This window comes from Methylomarinum vadi, from assembly GCF_000733935.1.
GTDB classification, from domain to species: Bacteria; Pseudomonadota; Gammaproteobacteria; order Methylococcales; family Methylomonadaceae; genus Methylomarinum; species Methylomarinum vadi.
The window spans coordinates 3,391,528-3,411,729 of record NZ_JPON01000001.1 but is presented as its reverse complement, the minus strand read 5'-3'; the positions used below and the strand labels follow the sequence as shown (position 1 = coordinate 3,411,729).

General features: G+C 52.3%; 15 protein-coding genes. 7 read left to right on the top strand and 8 right to left on the bottom strand.

Going from position 1 to position 20,202, the window contains the following annotated elements; translation table 11 throughout:
• Window positions 1-86: 86 nt before the first annotated feature.
• Together EP25_RS0116935 and EP25_RS0116930 are read left to right on the top strand one after the other, a co-directional pair.
• Complete coding sequence (locus EP25_RS0116935) at window positions 87-1,103, top strand: Gfo/Idh/MocA family protein (RefSeq protein ID WP_031434993.1); 1,017 nt, start codon at window positions 87-89, stop codon at window positions 1,101-1,103.
• A gap of 14 nt (window positions 1,104-1,117) precedes the next feature.
• The gene (locus EP25_RS0116930; RefSeq protein WP_031434992.1) at window positions 1,118-1,288 is read left to right on the top strand and encodes a rubredoxin; all 171 of its coding nucleotides are present in this window, start codon (window positions 1,118-1,120) and stop codon (window positions 1,286-1,288) included.
• 51 nt (window positions 1,289-1,339) lie between these two features.
• Here EP25_RS0116930 and EP25_RS0116925 read toward each other — a convergent pair whose 3' ends face one another.
• From EP25_RS0116925 to EP25_RS0116915, 3 genes are all read right to left on the bottom strand, one after another.
• Window positions 1,340-1,819 (bottom strand): peroxiredoxin, encoded by a 480-nt coding sequence (locus tag EP25_RS0116925; RefSeq protein WP_031434991.1) that lies wholly within the window; start codon window positions 1,817-1,819, stop codon window positions 1,340-1,342.
• Window positions 1,820-1,896: 77 nt separating this feature from the next.
• On the bottom strand, window positions 1,897-2,586 hold the full coding sequence (locus EP25_RS0116920; protein ID WP_031434990.1) for an O-methyltransferase: 690 nt from the start codon (window positions 2,584-2,586) through the stop codon (window positions 1,897-1,899).
• A 334-nt stretch (window positions 2,587-2,920) separates the two neighbouring features.
• Complete coding sequence (locus tag EP25_RS0116915; protein ID WP_031434989.1) at window positions 2,921-3,418, bottom strand: hypothetical protein; 498 nt, start codon at window positions 3,416-3,418, stop codon at window positions 2,921-2,923.
• 189 nt (window positions 3,419-3,607) lie between these two features.
• On the opposite strand from EP25_RS0116915, the gene EP25_RS0116910 reads away from it, so the two are divergent.
• Window positions 3,608-6,034: an EAL domain-containing response regulator gene (locus EP25_RS0116910; protein ID WP_051906786.1), complete on the top strand. Its 2,427-nt coding sequence runs from the start codon at window positions 3,608-3,610 to the stop codon at window positions 6,032-6,034.
• A 49-nt stretch (window positions 6,035-6,083) separates the two neighbouring features.
• Here the strand turns inward: EP25_RS0116910 and EP25_RS0116905 are convergent, their stop codons facing one another.
• Together EP25_RS0116905 and EP25_RS23515 are read right to left on the bottom strand one after the other, a co-directional pair.
• On the bottom strand, window positions 6,084-9,467 hold the full coding sequence (locus tag EP25_RS0116905) for a mechanosensitive ion channel domain-containing protein (RefSeq protein ID WP_031434987.1): 3,384 nt from the start codon (window positions 9,465-9,467) through the stop codon (window positions 6,084-6,086).
• A gap of 57 nt (window positions 9,468-9,524) precedes the next feature.
• The gene (locus tag EP25_RS23515) at window positions 9,525-9,671 is read right to left on the bottom strand and encodes a hypothetical protein (protein WP_160172747.1); all 147 of its coding nucleotides are present in this window, start codon (window positions 9,669-9,671) and stop codon (window positions 9,525-9,527) included.
• Window positions 9,672-9,785: 114 nt separating this feature from the next.
• Here EP25_RS23515 and EP25_RS0116895 point away from each other — a divergent pair, with 114 nt between their 5' ends.
• A complete protein-coding gene (locus EP25_RS0116895; RefSeq protein WP_051906784.1) occupies window positions 9,786-10,205 on the top strand; it encodes an FKBP-type peptidyl-prolyl cis-trans isomerase in 420 nt (139 codons plus the stop codon).
• Between the two features lie 81 nt (window positions 10,206-10,286).
• On the opposite strand, the gene EP25_RS0116890 is transcribed toward EP25_RS0116895, so the two are convergent.
• The 3 genes from EP25_RS0116890 to EP25_RS0116880 all read right to left on the bottom strand — a co-directional run bounded on the left by EP25_RS0116890 (window position 10,287) and on the right by EP25_RS0116880 (window position 14,419).
• Window positions 10,287-11,618 (bottom strand): flavohemoglobin expression-modulating QEGLA motif protein, encoded by a 1,332-nt coding sequence (locus EP25_RS0116890; RefSeq protein ID WP_031434985.1) that lies wholly within the window; start codon window positions 11,616-11,618, stop codon window positions 10,287-10,289.
• Between the two features lie 42 nt (window positions 11,619-11,660).
• Entirely contained in the window at window positions 11,661-12,227 is a 567-nt protein-coding gene (locus tag EP25_RS0116885; protein WP_031434984.1) for a YceI family protein, read from the bottom strand.
• Window positions 12,228-12,775: 548 nt separating this feature from the next.
• Window positions 12,776-14,419 carry a SulP family inorganic anion transporter gene (locus EP25_RS0116880; RefSeq protein WP_031434983.1) on the bottom strand — a complete coding sequence of 548 codons (1,644 nt, stop codon included), beginning with the start codon at window positions 14,417-14,419 and terminating at the stop codon, window positions 12,776-12,778.
• A 467-nt stretch (window positions 14,420-14,886) separates the two neighbouring features.
• Here EP25_RS0116880 and EP25_RS0116875 point away from each other — a divergent pair, with 467 nt between their 5' ends.
• Genes EP25_RS0116875 through EP25_RS0116865 form a run of 3 tightly spaced genes read left to right on the top strand, consistent with a single transcriptional unit; the run spans window position 14,887 to window position 20,178 of the window.
• The gene (locus EP25_RS0116875) at window positions 14,887-17,496 is read left to right on the top strand and encodes a YbcC family protein (protein WP_084191073.1); all 2,610 of its coding nucleotides are present in this window, start codon (window positions 14,887-14,889) and stop codon (window positions 17,494-17,496) included.
• A complete protein-coding gene (locus EP25_RS0116870; RefSeq protein WP_084191072.1) occupies window positions 17,493-19,424 on the top strand; it encodes a proton-conducting transporter transmembrane domain-containing protein in 1,932 nt (643 codons plus the stop codon). The genes EP25_RS0116875 and EP25_RS0116870 overlap by 4 nt, the downstream gene beginning before the upstream one ends.
• A gap of 40 nt (window positions 19,425-19,464) precedes the next feature.
• A complete protein-coding gene (locus tag EP25_RS0116865; protein WP_084191071.1) occupies window positions 19,465-20,178 on the top strand; it encodes a DUF2490 domain-containing protein in 714 nt (237 codons plus the stop codon).
• The last annotated feature ends 24 nt before the right edge of the window (window positions 20,179-20,202 follow it).

Sequence of the window (20,202 nt, the reverse complement as noted above, 5' to 3'; positions counted from 1 at the left end):
TGCTTGCCGCCTAGACTTTGCCCCGAAATCTGGTTACTGTAATCGGATAACAATGACAATGCTGCAAAGTCGAACAGGTGAAGGATATGAACGAATCAACAACATTAAGCTGGGGTATTCTGGGCGCGGCCCGCATCAATCAAAAACTGTTGCCGGCGATCGTCGAAGCGAGCAATAGCCGATTGGTCGCCATCGCCAGCCGCCGTCCCGGCGCCGCCGCCGAAACGCTGGCGCAATACGCCCCCGGACAACAACACGTCGAAACCTACGACGATCCGCAACGATTGCTCGACAACCCGGAAATTCAGGCGGTGTATTTGCCGATGGCCAATGAAGAACACGCCGAATGGGCCTTGCGCGCAATCGAGCACGGCAAGCACGTATTGTGCGAAAAACCGATGGCGTTGACCGTGGCGGACATCGAGGCGATCGAAGCGGCCGCGGCCGAGAAGGGCGTCACGGTCATGGAGGGCTTCATGTACCGTTTGCATCCGCAACACGACCGGGTGCGGGAACTGATCGCCTCCGGCGCCATCGGCGAAATCCGCAGCGTGCGCACTTGTTTTTCCTTCATGATGAAACCCGCCCGTCTCTATCGCATCAACCGAAGCGTCGCCAACGGCGGCGGGGCGATGTGGGACATCGGTTGTTACGCGATCCATACCGCACGCATGTATTTCGACCATTCGCCCGTCGCCGTGACGGCCATGGCCAAATATAACGACAGCGGCGCCGATGTCAGCAACAGCGGCATCCTGGATTTCGGCGACGGCAAATACGCGCATTTCGATTTCAGTTTCGAGCGCGCCCGCCGCAGCGAATACGAAATCATCGGCACCCAAGGCGGCCTGAAATGCCATAACGTCTGGGCGATGCCGGAAGACGTTCCTGTCATTTCCTGGTGGACCGAGGCCGGCAAACAAGAGGAGGAAAGATTGCCGCAAGCGAATCATTTCCGCCTGGAAATAGAGCACTTCGCCGATTGCGTCCTGAACGGCAAAGCGCCTGCCTTATCGTTTAACGATGCCAAGGACAATTGCCGCACGATCGTCGCCGCGCTGGAATCGGCTGCCAGCGGGCAACGCGTCGATATTGCTCAATAAAAAAAGGGGGAAACATGTCCGGATTCAGAAAATTCCAATGCCTGGAATGCGAACACATCTATGACGAGGCGAAAGGCGATCCCGACAGCGGTATCGCCCCGGGAACCCGGTGGGAAGACATTCCGGACGACTGGGAATGTCCCATTTGCGGCGCCCCGAAAGACTTTTTCCGGGAGATGAAATAGCTTTGGCGATTTGGCCGGCCGGTATGCGCGGCAGCCGGCCAAATCAAGCGCTTATTCGGCTGCGGCAGTCAGCCCTTTTACCCTCTCCAGCATTTCCTGGGCATGGCCTTCATGGTTAACGCCATACAGTGCCTCTTCGACAATGCCGTCCTTATTGATCAGAAAGGTCGAACGAACGATCTTCCATTTTTTCACGCCTTCTTTTTCCACTTCCTGCCAGACCCCGTAGCTGTCGCATAAATCACCGCTGGTATCGGCCAGTAACTCGACATTGAGGCCGTATTTGTTGATGAAATCCTGGTGGCTCCCGCAGGTATCTTTGCTGACGCCGACGACAACGGTATCCAGTGCGTTGAAATCATTCGCCAATGCGGTGAAATCGTTGGCCTCGATGGTACAGCCCGGCGTATCGTCCTTCGGATAAAAATACAGCACGACGTTCTTATCGCCGACATAATCGTTCAAGGACACCAATTCGTTATTTTGATTGCGAGATCTGAAAAAAGGAGCGGGATCGTTTTTATTTATCATGGCATTTCCTCCTGGTGGTGTAAGGCCCAAATTGAAACATAAAACCCAAGAACAATGCTAGGTTTTTAATGGCCCCATTATTGCTCTTTTTTACGGGCGACGAGCACGCCATCGCGGGTCGGGTTGATAAAGGCATCGAACTGCGGATCGTCGAAGATCAAGCGATTATGCTCCATGATCGCCTCGGTCCAGCCGGAAACGATATCTTCGTATTCATCCACCGCGACCCGACCGTGCCATAGGACGTTGTCGGCAATATACAATCCGCCCGGGCGGATGCGGTCCTTGGCCATGCGCCAGACTTCCGGGTAATCGCCTTTATCGACATCGTTATAACAAATATCGAACTGGCCCTCAGTCTGGGCGAAAATCTCCTGCGCCAGGCCGGTATGGAATTTCACCCTTTCCCATAAACCGGCTGACTGCAGGTAACCGCGCGCCTTGACCAGGTTGGCGGCATTGCCGTCGCTGCAAATCACCTCGCCTGAATCGCCGACCGCCTTGGCAAACCAATAAGCTGAATAGCCATAACCACTACCGAACTCGAACACCCGCCGCGCACCGATCATCTGCGCCTGGGTTTGCAGAAAAACGCCGACCAGGCGCTCGATAATCGGAAAATTATGCTGTCGCGCCAAGGCTTCCATCTCGTGCAAAACCGGATGATCGGTCACCGCAGCTAAGTCGCGCATATAACGCTCGATGGCCGGATCGACCGGCGCCAAAACAACAGGATTTTGCATGGTCGGGGATTGTTGATCAGTCATGGTTAAAACCTCTGGAAAAGTAATGAAAAAACGATATGCCAACGCGTGCAGGCGCATTTAAATTCACAATTCTGATTAGTAATTCATCATTTTGCTTAAGAAGCGACAACAATGCTTCAAGAAATCCTCACCCAGCCATAAGTTATTGAAAAATAGATGACTTAAAAAATTGATCAAAATCTACACAATTTAGCGAAGGTGTCATATTTTCGCGGCTTGGCAAGCGCAACGAACATCGAATCCACAAAGTTATCCACAGCTTTTGTGGGTAACTTTATTTTCATTTAATCGTCGGCTAGTTAGCAAAAGTCAACAGGAAAACCGAAATATTCCTTCATTCCAACAAACAACGGGCCAACGCATAACGCATCACCAGCAGCGTCATTGCCACGGGATATAACAAGAAATGCTGGGGCAGATACAGCCCCACACAGACGAAAACGACGATAACCGCCGGATTGAAGCGTCCGGAATCGGAAAGCCATTGCAAAAACGCCAGCGTCTGCTCGTCGATCTGTTGCCGTGGCTTGATGAAAACCAACGAAAACAGCGCGCTGATTAAGGCGAAATACAATGGAAAATAAAAGAAAACCGGCGAACCCTCGCGAAAATTCGGATACCAATAAGGTAGCCAAACCAACAAAGTGCCACAGGCAAACCAGTCGTACCAGACTTTAGCGGAAAGCCTCTTGAACAATGACGATATAACAGCACCAGTAATACAGGCAAGGCCGACATAAAGCGCTGTATCGCTTAGCAGATAGCGAAGTAATGGCGACTTTGTTTCAACCAGATACCCCAGCGCCAGACTTAACAGAATAAAAAAATACATGACAAATAAAAATTTTAATAATCAATAAAATACAAGCGTGGTAAACTCGAATTGTTTTGTAGGCGTATGCTTTCTTATAAATGAGTATTTTCTTTCTTCTACATAATTTTCTTGTTTGCAACAAAGTTAAAGGCTATATCCACCGCTCATTATCAAGTCTGCATTATGAAGACCCTTTGATTTTCTACCATGGCTGATTTTCACATCCTTTATCTGGAAAACAATCGTTTTTTTGCCAATCAGGTCAAAATGCGGCTCGAATGGCGCGGCTACCAGGTCGATATCTCTGATAACGAGCAGGATTGTCTCGCTAAATTACGTCAGCGACCCTACGATCTATTTTTGTTGGATTTTTACACGCCGCAACCCGACGGTTTCCGCTTGCTGGAACAATTGCAAAACCGAAAAATCATGCCGGCCACCATCATCATCAGCAGCCGGCCCGATTTCGGTTTGGCAACCAAGGCCATGAACATGGGGTGCATCGATATCGTGTTGAAAGACACCGTGTTGCAACAATTTCTCGAACGCTTAAATCTTAGCATTTTTCAATTTTACGAGAATCAACGCCTTAAACTCGCGAAACAAGACGCCCTGATCGATGCAATTCCTATCGAAAAAGAACCAACTACGCTGCCATGGGAATATTACCCCGACAAAGACAAAGTCATATGGCAAGGCGATGCGGACGCCGAGTTAGTTGCCCTTAAATATGACGACTTCCTTGCCAATATCAGCGAAGAAGACCTTGTGACAGTCAAAACCCGCAATAATATTTGTCTTTTTTCGCAACAAACGGTCGAATACACTTTTCATTATCACGCGAACGGGAAAGACCTCCGACACTACCGGGCCAATATCGAGGCCGAAACTAATCGCGACGGCACGGTCAAACGGCTTCATGGTCGACTGAGAAAGCTATCGCCGACCGCCCGCGTCCCTGCCGACAAAGGCTCAAAGTTGAAGCAGGCTTTTCTCGACAACACGCCCGACGCGGTATTCGCAACCGATGATAATAGGCGTATCATTTCTGTCAATCACGGTTTCAGCAAACTTACCGGCTATAACGAACAAGAGGTACTCCAACAACCATCCGATATCCTGAACCCCGAGCAATTCGACAAAAATTTTTTCCAACCTATTGCCGCCGCCTTGAAAAGCCGACAATTCTGGCAGGGAGAAACGACAATTCGGCATCGCAATGGACATACCATTCCGGTCTGGCAATGCGTCTCCATTTTGAAAGACTCCCGAGGCAACATTTCCCAATCCATTTCGGTATTGAGGGACATCAGTCAACAAAAAGCCTTCGAGGCATCGATACAATTTCAGGCCAATTACGATCCGCTGACCCGCCTGCCCAACCGAACCCTGTTCATGGACCGGCTGAATAGCGCCATCAAACAAGGCAAGCGCAACCAAAAGAAACTGGCCTTGATGTTGGTGGATCTGGATAAATTCAAATGGATCAACGACAACCTAGGCCATCATGCCGGCGATTTATTACTGCAGGAAACCGGCAAACGGCTGCAAGCTTCGGTCAGAAACTCCGACACGGTAGCCCGCCTGGGCGGCGACGAATTCGCCATCGTCGTGCCAGACTTGGACAAGGCCAGCGACGCGGAAGTCATCGCGCGTAAGATTTTCGACAACTTCAAGCGTCATCTGTATATCGACCGCCAGCAGGTGTTCATATCCGGCAGTATCGGCATCACCCTCTATCCCGACGACGGCAACACTAGCGATGACTTGTTAAAAAACGCGGACAGCGCCATGTACATGGCCAAGCATAATGGACGTAATTGCTACTACTATTACACCCCGGCCCTGCAGCAGGAAACCGAAAAACGCCTTCAGTTGATCGAAGACATGCGCCAGGCCATGGAAAACCAGGAATTCAGCCTGCATTATCAGCCGATAATCGACATGGCGACGAAAAAGGTGGCCTGTGCCGAAACGCTGCTGCGCTGGCAAAGGCCCCAATCTGGCTTCGTGCCGTTACAGCAATTCATCCCGGTCGCCGAAGAAAGCGGCCTGATCCACGATATCGGCAATTGGGTCATCGAAGAAACCGCGGGGAACATTCAACGCTGGAGCCGTTTGGGATTGGAACCGGTCAGGGTTTCGCTCAACCAATCGGTGGCCCAATACAACCAGACGGATTGCTATGTCGAATGGCTGGACATTCTCAGCAATAAAAAAGTCGAACCCCAAGCGATTACCTTTGAAATCAACGAAAAACTGTTTTTGGATGAACGAGACAACTACGCGGTTAGCGTCGAAAAATTAAAACAGGCGGGCATCCAAATTTCCCTGGACGGCTTCGGTACGGGCTATTCTTCGTTGAGTTACCTGAAAAAATGCCCGGTCGACGTCATCAAAATCGACCGTTCCTATATCCAGGGCATGTTGGATGATCCCGCCAACGCCATCCTGGTGGAAACCATCGTCAGCCTGGCCAATAAACTGGGCATCAAGGTCATCGCCACCGGCGTGGAAAACCAGCGCCAATTAGCCTTGTTGAACCACCAATGCCGCTACGCACAGGGTTATTATTTCAGCAGGCCCCTGTCATTATCCGAATTCGAGGATTTCGTGCGGATGAAAAACCGCTAGCAAATGCCGGGATACGTAGTTTAAATTGAAGTACCATTCTATCCTTCCTTCACGCCTGTCCCAACGGTACGTCCGAAGAGCGGATGTGCAGGTCGCGTTGCGGGAACGGAATTTCGACATTGTGTTCCTTGAATGCCCTTCTGACCCGTCTGTGTATATCGTCCGTCACCGGCAGGCGGTCCGCCAAGTCGCGGACAAAGATGCGTAAACTGAAATCCAGCGAACTCTCGCCGAAACCGATAAAAAACACTTGCGGCTCGGGCTCTTTCAAGACCAAGGGAGATTCCTCGAATATCTGTTTAAAAATACGCAACGCCAACTCCTCGTCGCAACCGTAACCGATGCCGACCGGGATGACGACACGGGTTACGGTATCGGTCAGCGTCCAGTTGATCAGTTTTTCGGTGATAAACGTTTTGTTGGGCACCACCAGTTCTTTCATGTCCCAATCGATGATCGTCGTCGCCCGCATTTCGATATGGCTAACCTTGCCGCTGACATCGCCGACGGTCACTGTATCGCCGACCCTGATTGGCCGCTCGAACAACAAGATGATGCCCGACACCAGATTGGCGAAAATTTCCTGCAATCCGAAGCCCAGGCCGACACCTAATGCGGCTACCAGCCACTGCACCTGCGACCAACTGCCGCCCAGTTCATTGGCCACGGCGATCAGCGCGATCGTAATGACCGTATAGCGGGTCAACTGCACCAGCGCGTATCGACTGCCGGCGGTCATGCTGTATTTGCCGGCAAAGATCAAATCGACCAGGCCGGAAAAGTTATTGACGAACACCAGCATTAACACCAGGTACAACAGACAGACGAAGACATTGACCAGGGTAATGGGCTGCAACGATTCCTGTCCGTCCACTGCCACGGTATGCTGCCACAACACCACGCGCTCGAAAATGGAAAAAGCCGGCAAAATGTCGCTCAACGTCAACCAACTGCCGACGACTAATATGGCGATGATGGTCGCGGACAGCAACTTCCGGTTTTGTTCATTGATCTTGGGAATATCCAGGAGGATTTCCTCTTCCGGTATAATGATCGCCGCGGGCGCGCCTTCTTTTTCCTTGGCCAGCGCCTGTTCCTGCTGTTTGCGTTTTTGTCTGGCGTTTTTCAATGCCATTTGCCGGTTGGCGAGCATCAACCAACGGATCACGATTTCATGCAAAATGACGGAAAAAAAGACCAATCGCAGCAAAATGACTAATTTATGCTGCAACTCCAACGCGCTTTGGTAATAACCGGCGATGGCAAAGCCGCTGATGACGACCGGCATCAGCGTGATGGCGGCACACCAAAGATAGCGCAAGCGGCTCAGCCAGCTACCGGCTTTCTCCTGATAAAAATCCCTGGCCAGCCCCTGGCTGGGATGACTGAAGCGGAACAGGACATAGGTCAGAACCAGCATCGTGACGATTAACGCCATTCTGCCCAGTGTATAACTGTGCTCGGAATAGGCTTCATCGACAAACATCCCGATCAAAAACACGGCCGGAATCACGACCGAACGAATCCATTTAATTTGCCCATAAAGCAATGCGATGGTCCTCTCCTGCCAGTTGAACAGGGATTGCACCACCCCTTTGGGCTTGAACAACTGATAAAAGAACTGCAATATCAACATCGGCAACGAGGCCGCCAATAAGCCATCGGCCACCGACTGACTGAAATTAGCTGCCTGGGCGTTACTCGACAGCAACCAGCCCAACCACGCCAGCAGCAAGGCAAACGGCAAAGCCAACAGAAAAGCCAAGGCCAGGCCGTCGAACGTGTATACAAAACGGTCGGAATAAAGCTTGCCGCTTTTTTTCAGCAATTCTTGCATATTGGCTTTGATCAACCGCCTGAACCAAAATTGCAGAAAAATAATGAAGATGCCCAAGCCTGCTTGAAAGGGACTGGCCTGAACGCTGTGATCGATATCGATCGCCAGTTGCCGCCAATGGGCGATGTCTCCGAACCAGAGCAGCGAATGATAAATTTCCTTGATATAGTGCTTATCGATCACCGGGGCGCTCGGCACCCATAGCAAGCGTTCATCCAGATAATGCCCGTATTTTTCGCCCAATGAGATCAACTGGTGCAAGGCAAAGTCGACATCGGCCAAGGTTCTCGAATAACCGGAAAAAAGCGATCTCAGTTTCGTGACCAATTCTTTTTGGTTATTCAGCAATAGGCGTAATTCGGTGCGGATTTTCAGCTTTTCGCTCTGATCCAGGTCGGGCGGAACCGATTTCGCCATTCGATCGGCCAAGGCCTGGTCCATGTCCGCCAACGATTTTTGCGCTTCGCCGAGTTGGAACAGCTCCAAGCCCGCGTGGGCCATTTCCTCTTGAATGGTGCTGGACAGGTCTTGGTAATTTTTACCCAGCGGCAAATTCCGCCGTTGTTCCCGCAATAAATTGCCCAACGCCGGACTCAGGCCCGCCAGATTGATTTTTTGTTCGGCGCTTTGGTAGTCCTTCTCCAATTGCTTATAGCGGTTATCGATGCTGTTTTTCTTGTCGAGATAATATTCCAGCTTTTGGTTGGTTTCCTGCAGCAATTGATTATAGCGGATGTTCTGCCGCGTGGCGGCCTGGATCACCGGATCTTTGTCCGACGCTTCCTTCTCCGCCTGGATCAGATCGGCCTGGGCCTGATCGATTTCCTGTTGGCGCCGTTCGATCAGAAAATCGTCGATGGCCTTGATCAGCGCGGACAATTGATCCGCCTGAAGATTTAACAGTTGCAACTGTTGTTTTTGCGCCTCCACTTTCAGCGGATAGACGATATTCTCCAAATCCAGCCAGGCCAAATCGGCATTCAGTTTACGGGAACGGCTGTCCAATTGCGCTTGTCTCGCATCGAGTTCTTGTTTGTTTTGGACCAATGAGGCCAGCGAGGCCTGCTCTTCATTCAGATTGGCTTGGGCGCTTTTGATCGCCGCGGTTTGTTCGCGGATTTGCTGCGGCAGTTTCATTTGATCGGTCAGCTGTATTTCCAAGTCGTTAATCTTGGACTTCAATTCGTTCAGATTCGACTTTTCGATGATCAAGCGCTGCTCCAGCTCGTCGGTCGGATACAGCGAAAAATTCTCCAATTTCTGATTTTTAAGCTGTTTTTCCTTCTCCTCGACACGCTTAGACAGCTGTTTGATTTCCGCCGGCAGACTTTTTAACTGCTTCTGGGCTTCCTGACTCTTTTGCTCGAACGTCGCCAATTCTTCCAGATTATCTTCCGCGGCATAATAGGCATTCAGGATTCTGAGCCGCAGGGCTTCATCGATATTCGTTTTATCCCTGGTTATCGCTATTTTTTCCCGAACGGCCTTCAGCATCGTATCGGTCGTCGTCGTATGCTTTTCCGCCCATGCCGTCCCAGTTAACAGAAGAAACAGGCAGAGCAACAATAAAACTAATGAACGTCCTTTTGTCTTCATCGCAATGGTTTGTGATCGTGATTAAATAAAAATGGCAGAATAGCCGAAATTGCTTGTTTAGTCTTCCTGGCGACTAATTAATTCATTACCCGCCAGGGAGGGCACGATGTTTTCGTCCCTCCAGAGCTTGGCGGCAAACATAGTCACGTAACAGGCCGGATAAGCCAACGCCACGCAAAAAGCGCAAATGGAAATAGTCAGCATAGGCCGTTTTTTTGGTAAACTTATCGGCTTGAACCATAACAAGGGGGAGAATGAGTGAAAAATCAAACACACCGCGTTATCGCTGTTTTAACCGCTTTTATCATAGGATTTACCATGTTCTCGATCGCCAATGCCACTTCACCTGCAGAAAACAAAGCCGCCGGCGAAGCCTTTTTGGCCGAAAACGGCAAAAAGGACAATATCGTCACGACCGACAGCGGCCTGCAATATGAAGTCATCGAACAAGGCAACGGCGCTTCGCCTTCCGCCACCGACAATGTCACCGTGCATTACAAGGGCACCACGATCGACGGCAAGGTATTCGACAGTTCCTACGATCGCGGTGCGCCGGCCACATTTCCGTTGAACCGGGTGATCGCCGGCTGGACCGAAGGCTTGCAATTGATGAAAGAAGGGGCCAAATACCGTTTTTTCATCCCTGCGCAATTAGCCTACGGCGAACGCGGCGCCGGCAGAGTGATCGGCCCGAATTCCGCACTGATTTTCGATGTTGAACTGATCAAGGTTCAATAACTCGGGCGGCCTTAACCGTTCCGTAATCAGTCTTAAAGCCCCGCCTCGCGGGGCTTTTTTATGGCTAGGCTGATATCCTTTCTATTCGTACTCGCAGTCCTCCGCCGGCATCTCGGGCGACGGCGACAAGCGCAGAAAAAGCCGGCGATAATGTTCTTGCACGTTTTCGATATCGATCTGGGCGATGCCGGACGAAAAACCGAACCAGACATACAGTCCGTTCAAGTCCTGGAACATCGGCGGCAAATATTTAGGCGAAGCGATCAGGCCGTCCAGCGAATGCTCATACAACACCGGCACATCCTCCAAGGTCACCTTGCCGACGAACAGCATCGGCAGCATTTCCGGCACCCCTTCCAGGGTCGTGCTGCGAATGAAGTTGACCAGTTCGATGAAGCCCCTGACATAAGACAAATCCTTGGTGAGACAGGCCCCGCCTTCGACCATGCCGCCGCGAAAAACGCGCTGGGCGATAGTGTAACTGTCATGCGGACTGATGTCGCGTTCGACGAAATGACGGTAGACCTCGATGAAATCGGCGCCCTGCTCGGCCAGGTCGATGGCGATGACCCGGTCGCTGATGCGTTTGGCCCGGTTCGGGAAGGAACTGAAGGTAAGCGTCTCGATCAATACCGCCAAGCCCTCTTGGGTCGAGGTAATCCTCGGCGAGCCGACACTCAGCCAAGTGGCCCAGGGTTGCTCGCGGCCATTCAGGGTGGTGCCGACATGCACCCAACCTTCGTGCACTTCCAACACCTGCAAGTCCAATTCCGAAAACAAGGCCCTGTTATTAATCTTGATCTTGTCGCCGCCGGCCGAGGCATCGGAAACGATCCCGTCGTCCTGGATCACGCTCAACGCGCCGGGATCGAAATACTGCCCCAACCGCCGCGACAAGCGCTCGACGGCCTGTTCGGCGCTGAAAATTTTCGGATGCACCTTGTTAAGATGCTTTGCCGCCGGCAGCGAAAAAATCGCGCATAAACGCTCCCCCAACTCCAACAGGCTTTTGTTGTCGCCGCGCAGGTGGTCCCTGGCGGAACCGTACAAGGCCTGGCTATGGGTTAAAAAAGCCGGGGTGCCGCGGCTGTGCAACAAATCGACCACGTTCATGTACTGCAGGGTAGTATCCTGCAGAATCGCTCCCAACGCATCGTTCTTGCCGAGTTGGCGAACGATATCCCGGTTCAGTTCCGCCAATGCCTGCCGGGTTGCCGGCAAATCGAAAGCGGGCAGCTGCCGTTGATAAAATGCCAAATCGGCCGGCGGCAGCACGCCGGCATTATTGTCGAAAAAATGCTCCCTGAACGCATGCGGCCATTTGATGCTATCCAGAATCTGTATGGGTTTTTGAATTTCGACCAGACGATTCGACAACGCCAGCAGTCGTTCACGGTAATTGGATTGCGCCACGAGCAGCACCTAAATGAAAAATGACTAAATCCTGAATTACACTCAATCCTTGACCGCTTCGACCTGAATGACCAATTTGACCTCGTCGGCCAGCATCGGCACATATTTATCGATACCGAAATCGGAACGTTTGATCGTGCCGAAGGCATTGGCGCCACAGACGCTTTTTAACGCGATCGGATTGATGCCGCAATGAAAATGATCCACCTTCAATTCCACCGGCTTGGTGACGCCATGCATAGTTAATTGGCCGTTGACGGCCACCAGTTTCTTGTTTCGGAAATGGAGCTGGTTCGATTTAAAAACCAGCCTGGGATAGCGGGCAACATCGAAAAAGTCCTCGGCGCGCAGATGCTCTTCAAGGTCTTTCAAACCGGTATCGATGGAGGCCGCGTCGACGGCGATATCGAGGCTACCCTTGCCGGCGTCGGGGTCCAACGTGACCTTGCCGCGGGTGCTGTTAAAGCGGCCCCGTTGCACCGAAAACCCCAGATGACTGATTTCGAAACCGGGAAAGGTATGGCGGGAATCGATGGTGTAAGTATCGGCGGCTTGCGCGGAAACGGCAAATAGCCAGCCCGACAGCAAGGAGAAAAGGATTTTTTTCATGGCAACTCCGATTGGCGAACGATATTTTGCGGAACCGGGACTTAATCTGACATTATCGCCGGAAAAGTGCAATAAATTGTTGCAGTCGTCCTCTTTAGGACTTTCGTTTGTAACTATTCAGCTTGATATCAAGAAAATAAGTCCTTTACTATCAGTTACTTGCGGAAGAAGCGTATGCGACAAGGAGGTCGCATCCAAGCCTATAGGGATATATTTACCCAGCACCTAAATTCCATAGGCTAATGGCTGCGACAAATCATCTTCGTTTATTTAGGTGCTGGGTGAACGGCGTCTTCTGGAGCAAGTAACTGATAGAAAAGCATTCTTATACTGAATAGTCGTTTCCGTTTAATCGTGCAAAAGATGGATATGTTCATAAATCATTGCTCGGAGAGCTTTGTTCGAGATCCATTCAGCCAGTATTCCAGACGTTATCGTGCCTCCGGTGCATTGGCTTCCAATGCTACCGAAGGCAGTAATGACCAAGATGGTAAAGTTTTTAAACCGGCCCCGCATCCACACTGCAAATGGAGGCATCCGACAACGAATCAAGTCGCATGTTTGCGCCGTGCCGCCAAAGGATGAGCGGAATACGCGCGGTGCTTATCCAATCCCATGATTCTACAAACACCGCCGGCATGCTGATAATCCTCGGCAAAGTGGTGGATGAATTCCATCACGGTATGATCGATCAGGTCCGAATCGCTCAGATCGAAATAGATGATTTTTTGTTCCGGCAAAGTGGAAACCATGGTTTTCAAACTGATGATATTGGAAAATACCGCCGAACCGCTAACCGCGATGTGGTAAGTATCTTCATCGGTTTGACGCACATGATAGGCCATTGAAAAAACGTTGTGCCATTTCAAACCGCGCGTCACATGGAAGAAAAACTCCACGACGATACCGATGGCGACGCCGATCAGCAAATCGGTCGCCAACACGCTGACGATGGTAATGACGAACACGGCGAAACTGTCCCAACCGACGGCCAGGGTTTTGGCGAATTCCTTGGGCGAAGCCAGGCGAAAACCGGTATAGACCAACAAGGCCGCCAACGATGCCAATGGAATTTCGTGGATCAGTTTCGGGAACAGCGCCACGAAGATTAACAGAAATGCGCCGTGAAAAAAGTTGGCCCAAGCGGTTTTCGCGCCGTTGTTGATATTCGCCGAACTACGCACAATCTCCGCGATCATCGGCAAGCCCCCGATCAAACCGCAAACCGTGTTACCGATACCGACGGCGGTGATATCCCTATTCAAATCGGAACTGCGTTTATGCGGGTCCAGCTTATCCACCGCGGCCGCGCTCAGCAAACTTTCCAGGCTGCCGACCAGGCAAATGGAAACGACTGCGATCCAGAATTCATAACTGCCAATTTTGGAGAAATCGGGAAAGTAAAATCCGGCCAGAAAATTTTCCGGAACCGCCACCAGAAAATTAGGCCCCACGGTATATTGATGCTGCGGCAGAATCTCGCTGGCGGTCGGAATCAAATATTGATGCACATGGTCCAGATCGAAATACTGGCCCAAGGCAAACCCCATGGCGACGACCAGAATCGGCGCCGGAATCATTTTCAGCCACGGGTTTTTCATAAACGCCCAAATGACCATCAATATCAAACCCAGCAGGCCGATCAAGGCGACTTCCGGATTCATGTAAAGCACCGAATGGGGAATCTCGCCGATGGCGCCGAACAAGGAGGAGGCTTCCGGCTTCACCCCCAATAACGTATGGACCTGTTTGACCATGATGATAATACCGATCGCGGCCAACATGCCGTGCACCACCGAGGTCGGAAAAAACGCGCTCAGCTTGCCGGCCCTGAAAACGCCCAACAGCACTTGCAGGATACTGGCGACGACGATCGCCGCCAAGGTATAACGGTAACCGGCCATCGCATCGCCCTGGCCCAGGGTTTGTACCGCATCGAGGATCACGACGATCAGACCGGCGGCCGGGCCGTTGATAGTCACGTAAGAACCGCTGATCCGGGACACCACGAGTCCGCCGACGATCGCGGTGATGATACCCGCCATGGGCGGGAAGCCCGAAGCCATCGCGATCCCCAGACACAGCGGCAAGGCGATTAAAAACACCAAAAAGCCGGATAGCAGGTCGCTACGCCAGTTCTCGGCCAGTCCGCGAATGCCTGTTTTAGGCAAGCTAGTTATCGAGTCATTCATAAGGTCATCCTCATGTTGATTGGAAAACCAGCCTATTGCGATAACCGTGCCAAACTCATCTCATGTCCGGACACCCCGAAAAACCTGGCTTTAGCCGGCTCCACCGGCTAAAGCCAGGTCCGCAAAGGGGAATAACACCCAAACAAATTGGTTGAAATGAACCATAACCACGAAATTTTCACCACCCTAAAAAACCCGCCCGCCGCCTGTCAAATTCCACATAATCCCTGATAATCCGCCGCTTGCAGGCCTCCTTTGTCACTGTCAGCCTTAGCTGGCACGGTTCCTGTATTAACCCTTTCGAGTAACCCGGCCGGTGATCGACTGAATCCGATCAAAGCCGAGAAGTTTGGCTGGATAACCTTAGCAAGTTTTACCGCCAAACATTTTGCAAGCAGGGTTAAGCAGCGATGTTTGCGCACCAGCGTTAAAACCATGCTTTATCTATTAAGGAGGTTTAACAAGTCATGAACAACCGTGAACAACCGGAAAATACGGAACATTCTTCTATTGGGAATCGTTCCGCGGCATTCGACATCGCCGGCGCGATCGAACATATCGCCCATTGGCTGCCGACCCAGGGGCCGATCAAGGATTTCATCCACCACAATACCTTGCATGCCGTCCAGCATTTGCCCTTTCACGAAGGCGTCGCGGTCGCGGCCAAGGTTTTCGGTGCCCGCAGCTATCTGCCGCTGGCGGAATACCAAGCGATGTATCGCAATGGCCGTATCAAGGACTTCGCGATCGACTGGGCATTGCAACATACCGGTTATGCGGAAGAAGCCCAACGACAATTGCGGGAACGTTTGTTCGCCCACGACGATGTCAGTCATTATCCGCCGCTTTCGCTCGCCAACCATGGTATCCGCAATGCCTGGATCAACCGGCTCGAAGTCGACCTGAATTCGTTGGCGCACCCGGTAGTATTCCGCCTGCTGAGCAATTTTTTGGATCAAGGCATCAGCCGCTGGAGCCTGGCCAAGGACGGCGAACGCTTCTGGGAATGCGTGTTGCGGCTGGCGCAAAACAGTTTATTGCCGCTCTATCCTCTGAATGAACCGGGTATACGGGAACTGTTGAGCGACAATGCCGAAGACGTCATCAATAGTTGTTTGGACAAAATCGTCGGCGACCCAACGCTTTATCAACAATACGTATTGGAAATGCAACTGGCCCATCCCGGTTGGTCCGGCATGGTCCGCATCATCGAACAAACTCCGGAAGCGCTGCTTTCCCGGCGCGAAATATCCTTGAAGGAAATGATCGCGCTGGAACTGGCCGTGGAATTGGCCTTTATCCTGAAGAAGAAAGGCTTGCATTTTCCCCGCGTCGGCGACATGCCCCAGTTGAATGACGTGCCGTTACTGAAAAATGGCGCCTTGCGTCCGAAAATCCCGCAACATCTGAAAGTCTGGCATGAGGCGATGGAATGGTCGCTGCACAGCGAATTATTGCAGGCCTTGAAGGACGAACCAAAACCCGAAAACGGCGAGAAAAGTCAGCCGGACATTCAGGCGCTATTCTGCATCGACGATCGCGAATGCTCGTTGCGGCGTTATCTGGAGGAAATCAATCCGGGCATCGACACTTTCGGCGCGGCCGGCTTTTTCGGCATCGATTTTCTCTATCAAGGCTTGGACGATGCCTACCCTGTGGCGCAATGCCCCAATGTCATCGTGCCGAAGCATTTGATCAAGGAAACGAATAAGCAGACGGAAAACGGCAAAAAGAACCATGGCAATCATCTGAGCGACCTGCATTTCACGCCCCATTCCATGCTCCGCGGTTGGCTTTATACCCAAACTTTGGGACTGGGTTATGCGCTGCGCATGGCCTGGAATGTGTTCCGCCCCAGTAACAAGCTGCCCAACATCAAGACGCTCAGCGAGGTCGACTCGCATTCCCATCTGCATCTTTTGCGGGAATCCGACGAACCGAACGAAGACGGTTATCTGCTGGGATTTTCCTTCGAAGAGATGGCGGAGCGGGTGAGCGGATTACTGCGCAACATCGGGTTGACCCAAAATTTCGCGCCGTTAGTGGTGGTCGTCGCGCACGGTTCCAGCAGTGTCAACAACCCGCACCTGGCCGCCTATGACTGCGGCGCTTGCGCCGGCAAACCGGGCGCACCCAATGCCCGCGCCTTTGCCTGGATGGCCAACCATGATTCGGTGCGCGCCATCCTGAGGGAAAAAGGCATCGTGATTCCCGACTCGACCCGCTTCGTGGCCGCCTTGCACAATACCAGCCGCGACGAAGTGACCTATTTCGACATGCATCTGTTGGAAGAGCAACCGGTTCCGGGCCTGCAAACCTACTTGAAAAATTTTCAGGTGACCATGAACAAGGCTTTGCAGCGCAATGCCTACGAACGCTGCCGCTGGTTCGAATTGAGTCCGCAAACGGCGTCCGCGGAGAAAGCGCACAAGCATGTCAAGGAACGCGCTTCCTCGATCTTCGAACCGCGCCCGGAATACAACCATTCCAACAATTTGTATTGCGTCATCGGGCGCAGGTCGTTGACGCGGGACTTGTTTCTCGACCGCCGCGCCTTTCTGCATTCCTACGAACCCGCAACCGACCCGCACGGCGACATTCTGGTCCGGATTCTGTCGGCGGCGATCCCGGTCTGCGGCGGCATCAATCTCGAGTATTTGTTTTCCCGCATCGACAATTCGGTCTACGGGGCCGGCACCAAGCTGCCCCACAACGTCATCGGCCTGCTCGGCGTCGCCAATGGCGTCGAAGGCGATCTGCGCACTGGCCTGCCGTCGCAAATGATCGAAGTACACGAACCGGCCCGCTTGCTGATCGTGGTCGAACAAAGCACCGAGGTATTGAATAAAGCCGTGGCCAAGCTGGGCGAACTAAGAGAATGGATCGATAACGATTGGGTCAGGTTCGTCTCTTGCCACCCCGGCAACCGGAAAATGTACTTGTACGGCAGCAAGGGCTGGGAAACGATCCATTTGCCGGATGATTATCAGGTTCCCGATGCCCCTCGCTCGGAGCAAGTCTTCGCCGGCCAAACGGAAACCATCCCCGTCCACCGTTTAATCAGGAGACACGCATGAATTTATTACTGCTTGCCAGCCAATTCGTCCCCTTATTGGGGTTGATCGTGCTGTTGCTGACGAAAAACGACGAACACACCATTGCCAGGATCAGCTACCGTTTTACCTTTCTGCTCGGCGCCTGCATCGTCTCGTTGTTGTTGCTGTGGGCCGATGCCGGTTTTCCCCGGCATGAATACGAATGGTTCACCCTGTACGCCGCCGGCGATTACCGTTTCCCGATCCTGTTTTACCTGGACGGAATCGGCGCCGCCTATCTGTTTTGCGTATGGGCGATATTTTCGGTCATCGTCAAATATTGCCGCGTCTATTTACATCGCGAAAGCGGCTACAAACGCTTTTTCCTGACTATCTTCGCCTTCGTCTTCGGCCTGAACCTGGTGATATTGTCCGGCTCGATCGACATGCTGTTCGCCGGTTGGGAAATCGTCGGCATCTCCTCGTTTCTGCTGATCGCCTTTTACCGTCATCGCGTGCAGCCGATCCGCAATGCCTTGCGCGCCTATACCATCTATCGGTTCTGCGATGTCGGCTTGTTGTTGGGCGCCTGGATGAGCCATCTGTTGTTTCACGACAGCCAACATTTCAGCCAACTGGCGACGTTATTCGACAATGAGGCCATGCCCCCGGCCGGCTATGCCTCGCTGTTGTCGCTCTCGGTCCTGATTTTGACCGCGGCCACCGGTAAATCGGCGCAATTCCCCTTCTGTTTCTGGTTACCCAGGGCCATGGAAGGCCCGACCCCTTCCAGCGCGATCTTTTACGGCGCGCTGTCGGTGCATCTGGGCGTATTCCTGCTGCTGCGCACGACGCCGATCTGGACCTACCATTATCTCACCCGCTTCATCGTGTTCGTCATCGGTTTGTTGACCGTTATCGTGGCCAACATCGCGGAGAAATCGCAATCGAACATCAAGGGCCAAATCGCCTATGCCTCGATTACCCAGGTCGGATTCATGTTCATGGAGATGGCGTTGGGATTGGAAACGCTGGTGGTGATCCATTTTCTCGGCAACGCCTTTTTGCGCTGCTATCAATTGCTGGTTTCGCCGTCGATCGTCGCGCACTTGTTGCGGGTGGAAAGTTCGGCCGATTTCGACTTTTACATTCAACAAAGAACCCGCTTCGAATTTTTACCCGCGTCGCTCCGCGATACCCTGCCGGAAGTGCTGCAAAACACGTTATATGTGTTTTCCCTGCAGGAAGGTAATCTGGAACACTGGGTACGTTCGCTGTTATGGGACCCGTTGAAACGCATCGGCTCCAGGATCAACGGCATGAAACTTTGGTTCAAAGTCGTGAACGCCGGGGCCGGCTTTGCCTTGTTCCTTCTTGTCATCGAAGGCACCGGCGTCGACAGCAAATTTCTGGCCCTGCCGCTGGCCGTGTTCATGGTGCTCGCTTCATTGAGCGCCTTCAGCCTGAAACACCGTCCGTTCGGCGTCTGGAATGCCATCGGCCTGAGCTCGTCCTTGGCGGGCTTGGCGGTGTGGTTTCTGAATCCCGACGCCGGTTACGATATTGCCATTTTCGCCGGCGGCATTATTCCTTCCTGGTTGCTTGGCCTGGTGGTGTTGGCGAAACTGTTGAAAAACGATAATTTCGCCGACTCGCCGTTCGCTTATCGGGCCTTGGCGGAAACGCAACCTACATTGTCGCTATTGCTGTTCCTAAGCTTCCTCGGCCTGATCGGCTTTCCGATCACGCCGGCGTTTCTTGGCGAAGATTTGTTGTTATCCCATGCCAGCGGCCACGACCCCTGGTTCGCCCTACCGATTACCATCGCCTTCGTCATCAATGGTATCGCCGCCGCGCGCGTCTTCCAACGCTTGTGCATGGGCAGACCCAGCGAACTCAATGTCACGCTGCCGAAAACGCAAAGCGAGGAGCAACATGCGCTCGAAACCACGAATCCTCATACGGCTTGAACGCCAAATTTAAACATTTAATGCAAAAGAAGGTAACTCTATGAAAAACATCAAAAGGACTGTTATTGCCGGTGCGGTATTGGCCGCCTCACATTCCATCTCCGCTCAGGCCGCAGACCAGAACGACATGTTCGGGGTCTGGGGCTCGGCGACCCTGAAAGGCGATTTCAAGGCCCTGTCGCCCAAGCTCGATAAACTCCATTGGTTGATCATGAACCAGAGCCGGACCCGCGAGGACTCGCCTAATGGCTCGCGCTTCACCGAAAACCTGCTGTTCAGCCAGATCGGCTACCAATTGAACAAAAATGCGTCGTTATGGTTGGGTTATACCCACGACTGGATACACCCGCTAAATAAAGCGTCATACCAGGAAAGCCGCCCTTACGTCGATTTTGTCTGGAACCAGGCCTTGGGCGATTTCAAATTCACCAGCCGGACCCGTTTCGAGGACCGGATCAACCAGACCACCGGCAACGAGGGTTATCGTTCGCGGCAATTATTCCAGGTCAACCATGACCTGCCCTTTTTGGAGGGGTTGAGCGCCTATCTTGGCGATGAATTCATGTTTTATATGAATCAAACCGACTGGGGCAAGCAAGGCTTCACCGAAAACCGGATTTTCAGCGGTTTGAGTTACCAGGTAACCGACCATGTCGGTTTGGACCTGGGCTATATGGGGCAATTTGTGGATAAAAAAACCGGCAATAACCTGTTTACCCATAACCTGCAGGCCAATATCAGCTATAAATTCTAATCCGAACGAAGGGACTCTTTCGGC

Coding starts and splice junctions, on each gene's coding strand:
- EP25_RS0116935 (WP_031434993.1), top strand. CDS start 87: ATGAACGAATCAACAACATTAAGCTGGGGTATTCTGGGCGCGGCCCGC.
- EP25_RS0116930 (WP_031434992.1), top strand. CDS start 1,118: ATGTCCGGATTCAGAAAATTCCAATGCCTGGAATGCGAACACATCTAT.
- EP25_RS0116925 (WP_031434991.1), bottom strand. CDS start 1,819: ATGATAAATAAAAACGATCCCGCTCCTTTTTTCAGATCTCGCAATCAA.
- EP25_RS0116920 (WP_031434990.1), bottom strand. CDS start 2,586: ATGACTGATCAACAATCCCCGACCATGCAAAATCCTGTTGTTTTGGCG.
- EP25_RS0116915 (WP_031434989.1), bottom strand. CDS start 3,418: ATGTATTTTTTTATTCTGTTAAGTCTGGCGCTGGGGTATCTGGTTGAA.
- EP25_RS0116910 (WP_051906786.1), top strand. CDS start 3,608: ATGGCTGATTTTCACATCCTTTATCTGGAAAACAATCGTTTTTTTGCC.
- EP25_RS0116905 (WP_031434987.1), bottom strand. CDS start 9,467: ATGAAGACAAAAGGACGTTCATTAGTTTTATTGTTGCTCTGCCTGTTT.
- EP25_RS23515 (WP_160172747.1), bottom strand. CDS start 9,671: ATGCTGACTATTTCCATTTGCGCTTTTTGCGTGGCGTTGGCTTATCCG.
- EP25_RS0116895 (WP_051906784.1), top strand. CDS start 9,786: ATGTTCTCGATCGCCAATGCCACTTCACCTGCAGAAAACAAAGCCGCC.
- EP25_RS0116885 (WP_031434984.1), bottom strand. CDS start 12,227: ATGAAAAAAATCCTTTTCTCCTTGCTGTCGGGCTGGCTATTTGCCGTT.
- EP25_RS0116880 (WP_031434983.1), bottom strand. CDS start 14,419: ATGAATGACTCGATAACTAGCTTGCCTAAAACAGGCATTCGCGGACTG.
- EP25_RS0116875 (WP_084191073.1), top strand. CDS start 14,887: ATGAACAACCGTGAACAACCGGAAAATACGGAACATTCTTCTATTGGG.
- EP25_RS0116870 (WP_084191072.1), top strand. CDS start 17,493: ATGAATTTATTACTGCTTGCCAGCCAATTCGTCCCCTTATTGGGGTTG.
- EP25_RS0116865 (WP_084191071.1), top strand. CDS start 19,465: ATGAAAAACATCAAAAGGACTGTTATTGCCGGTGCGGTATTGGCCGCC.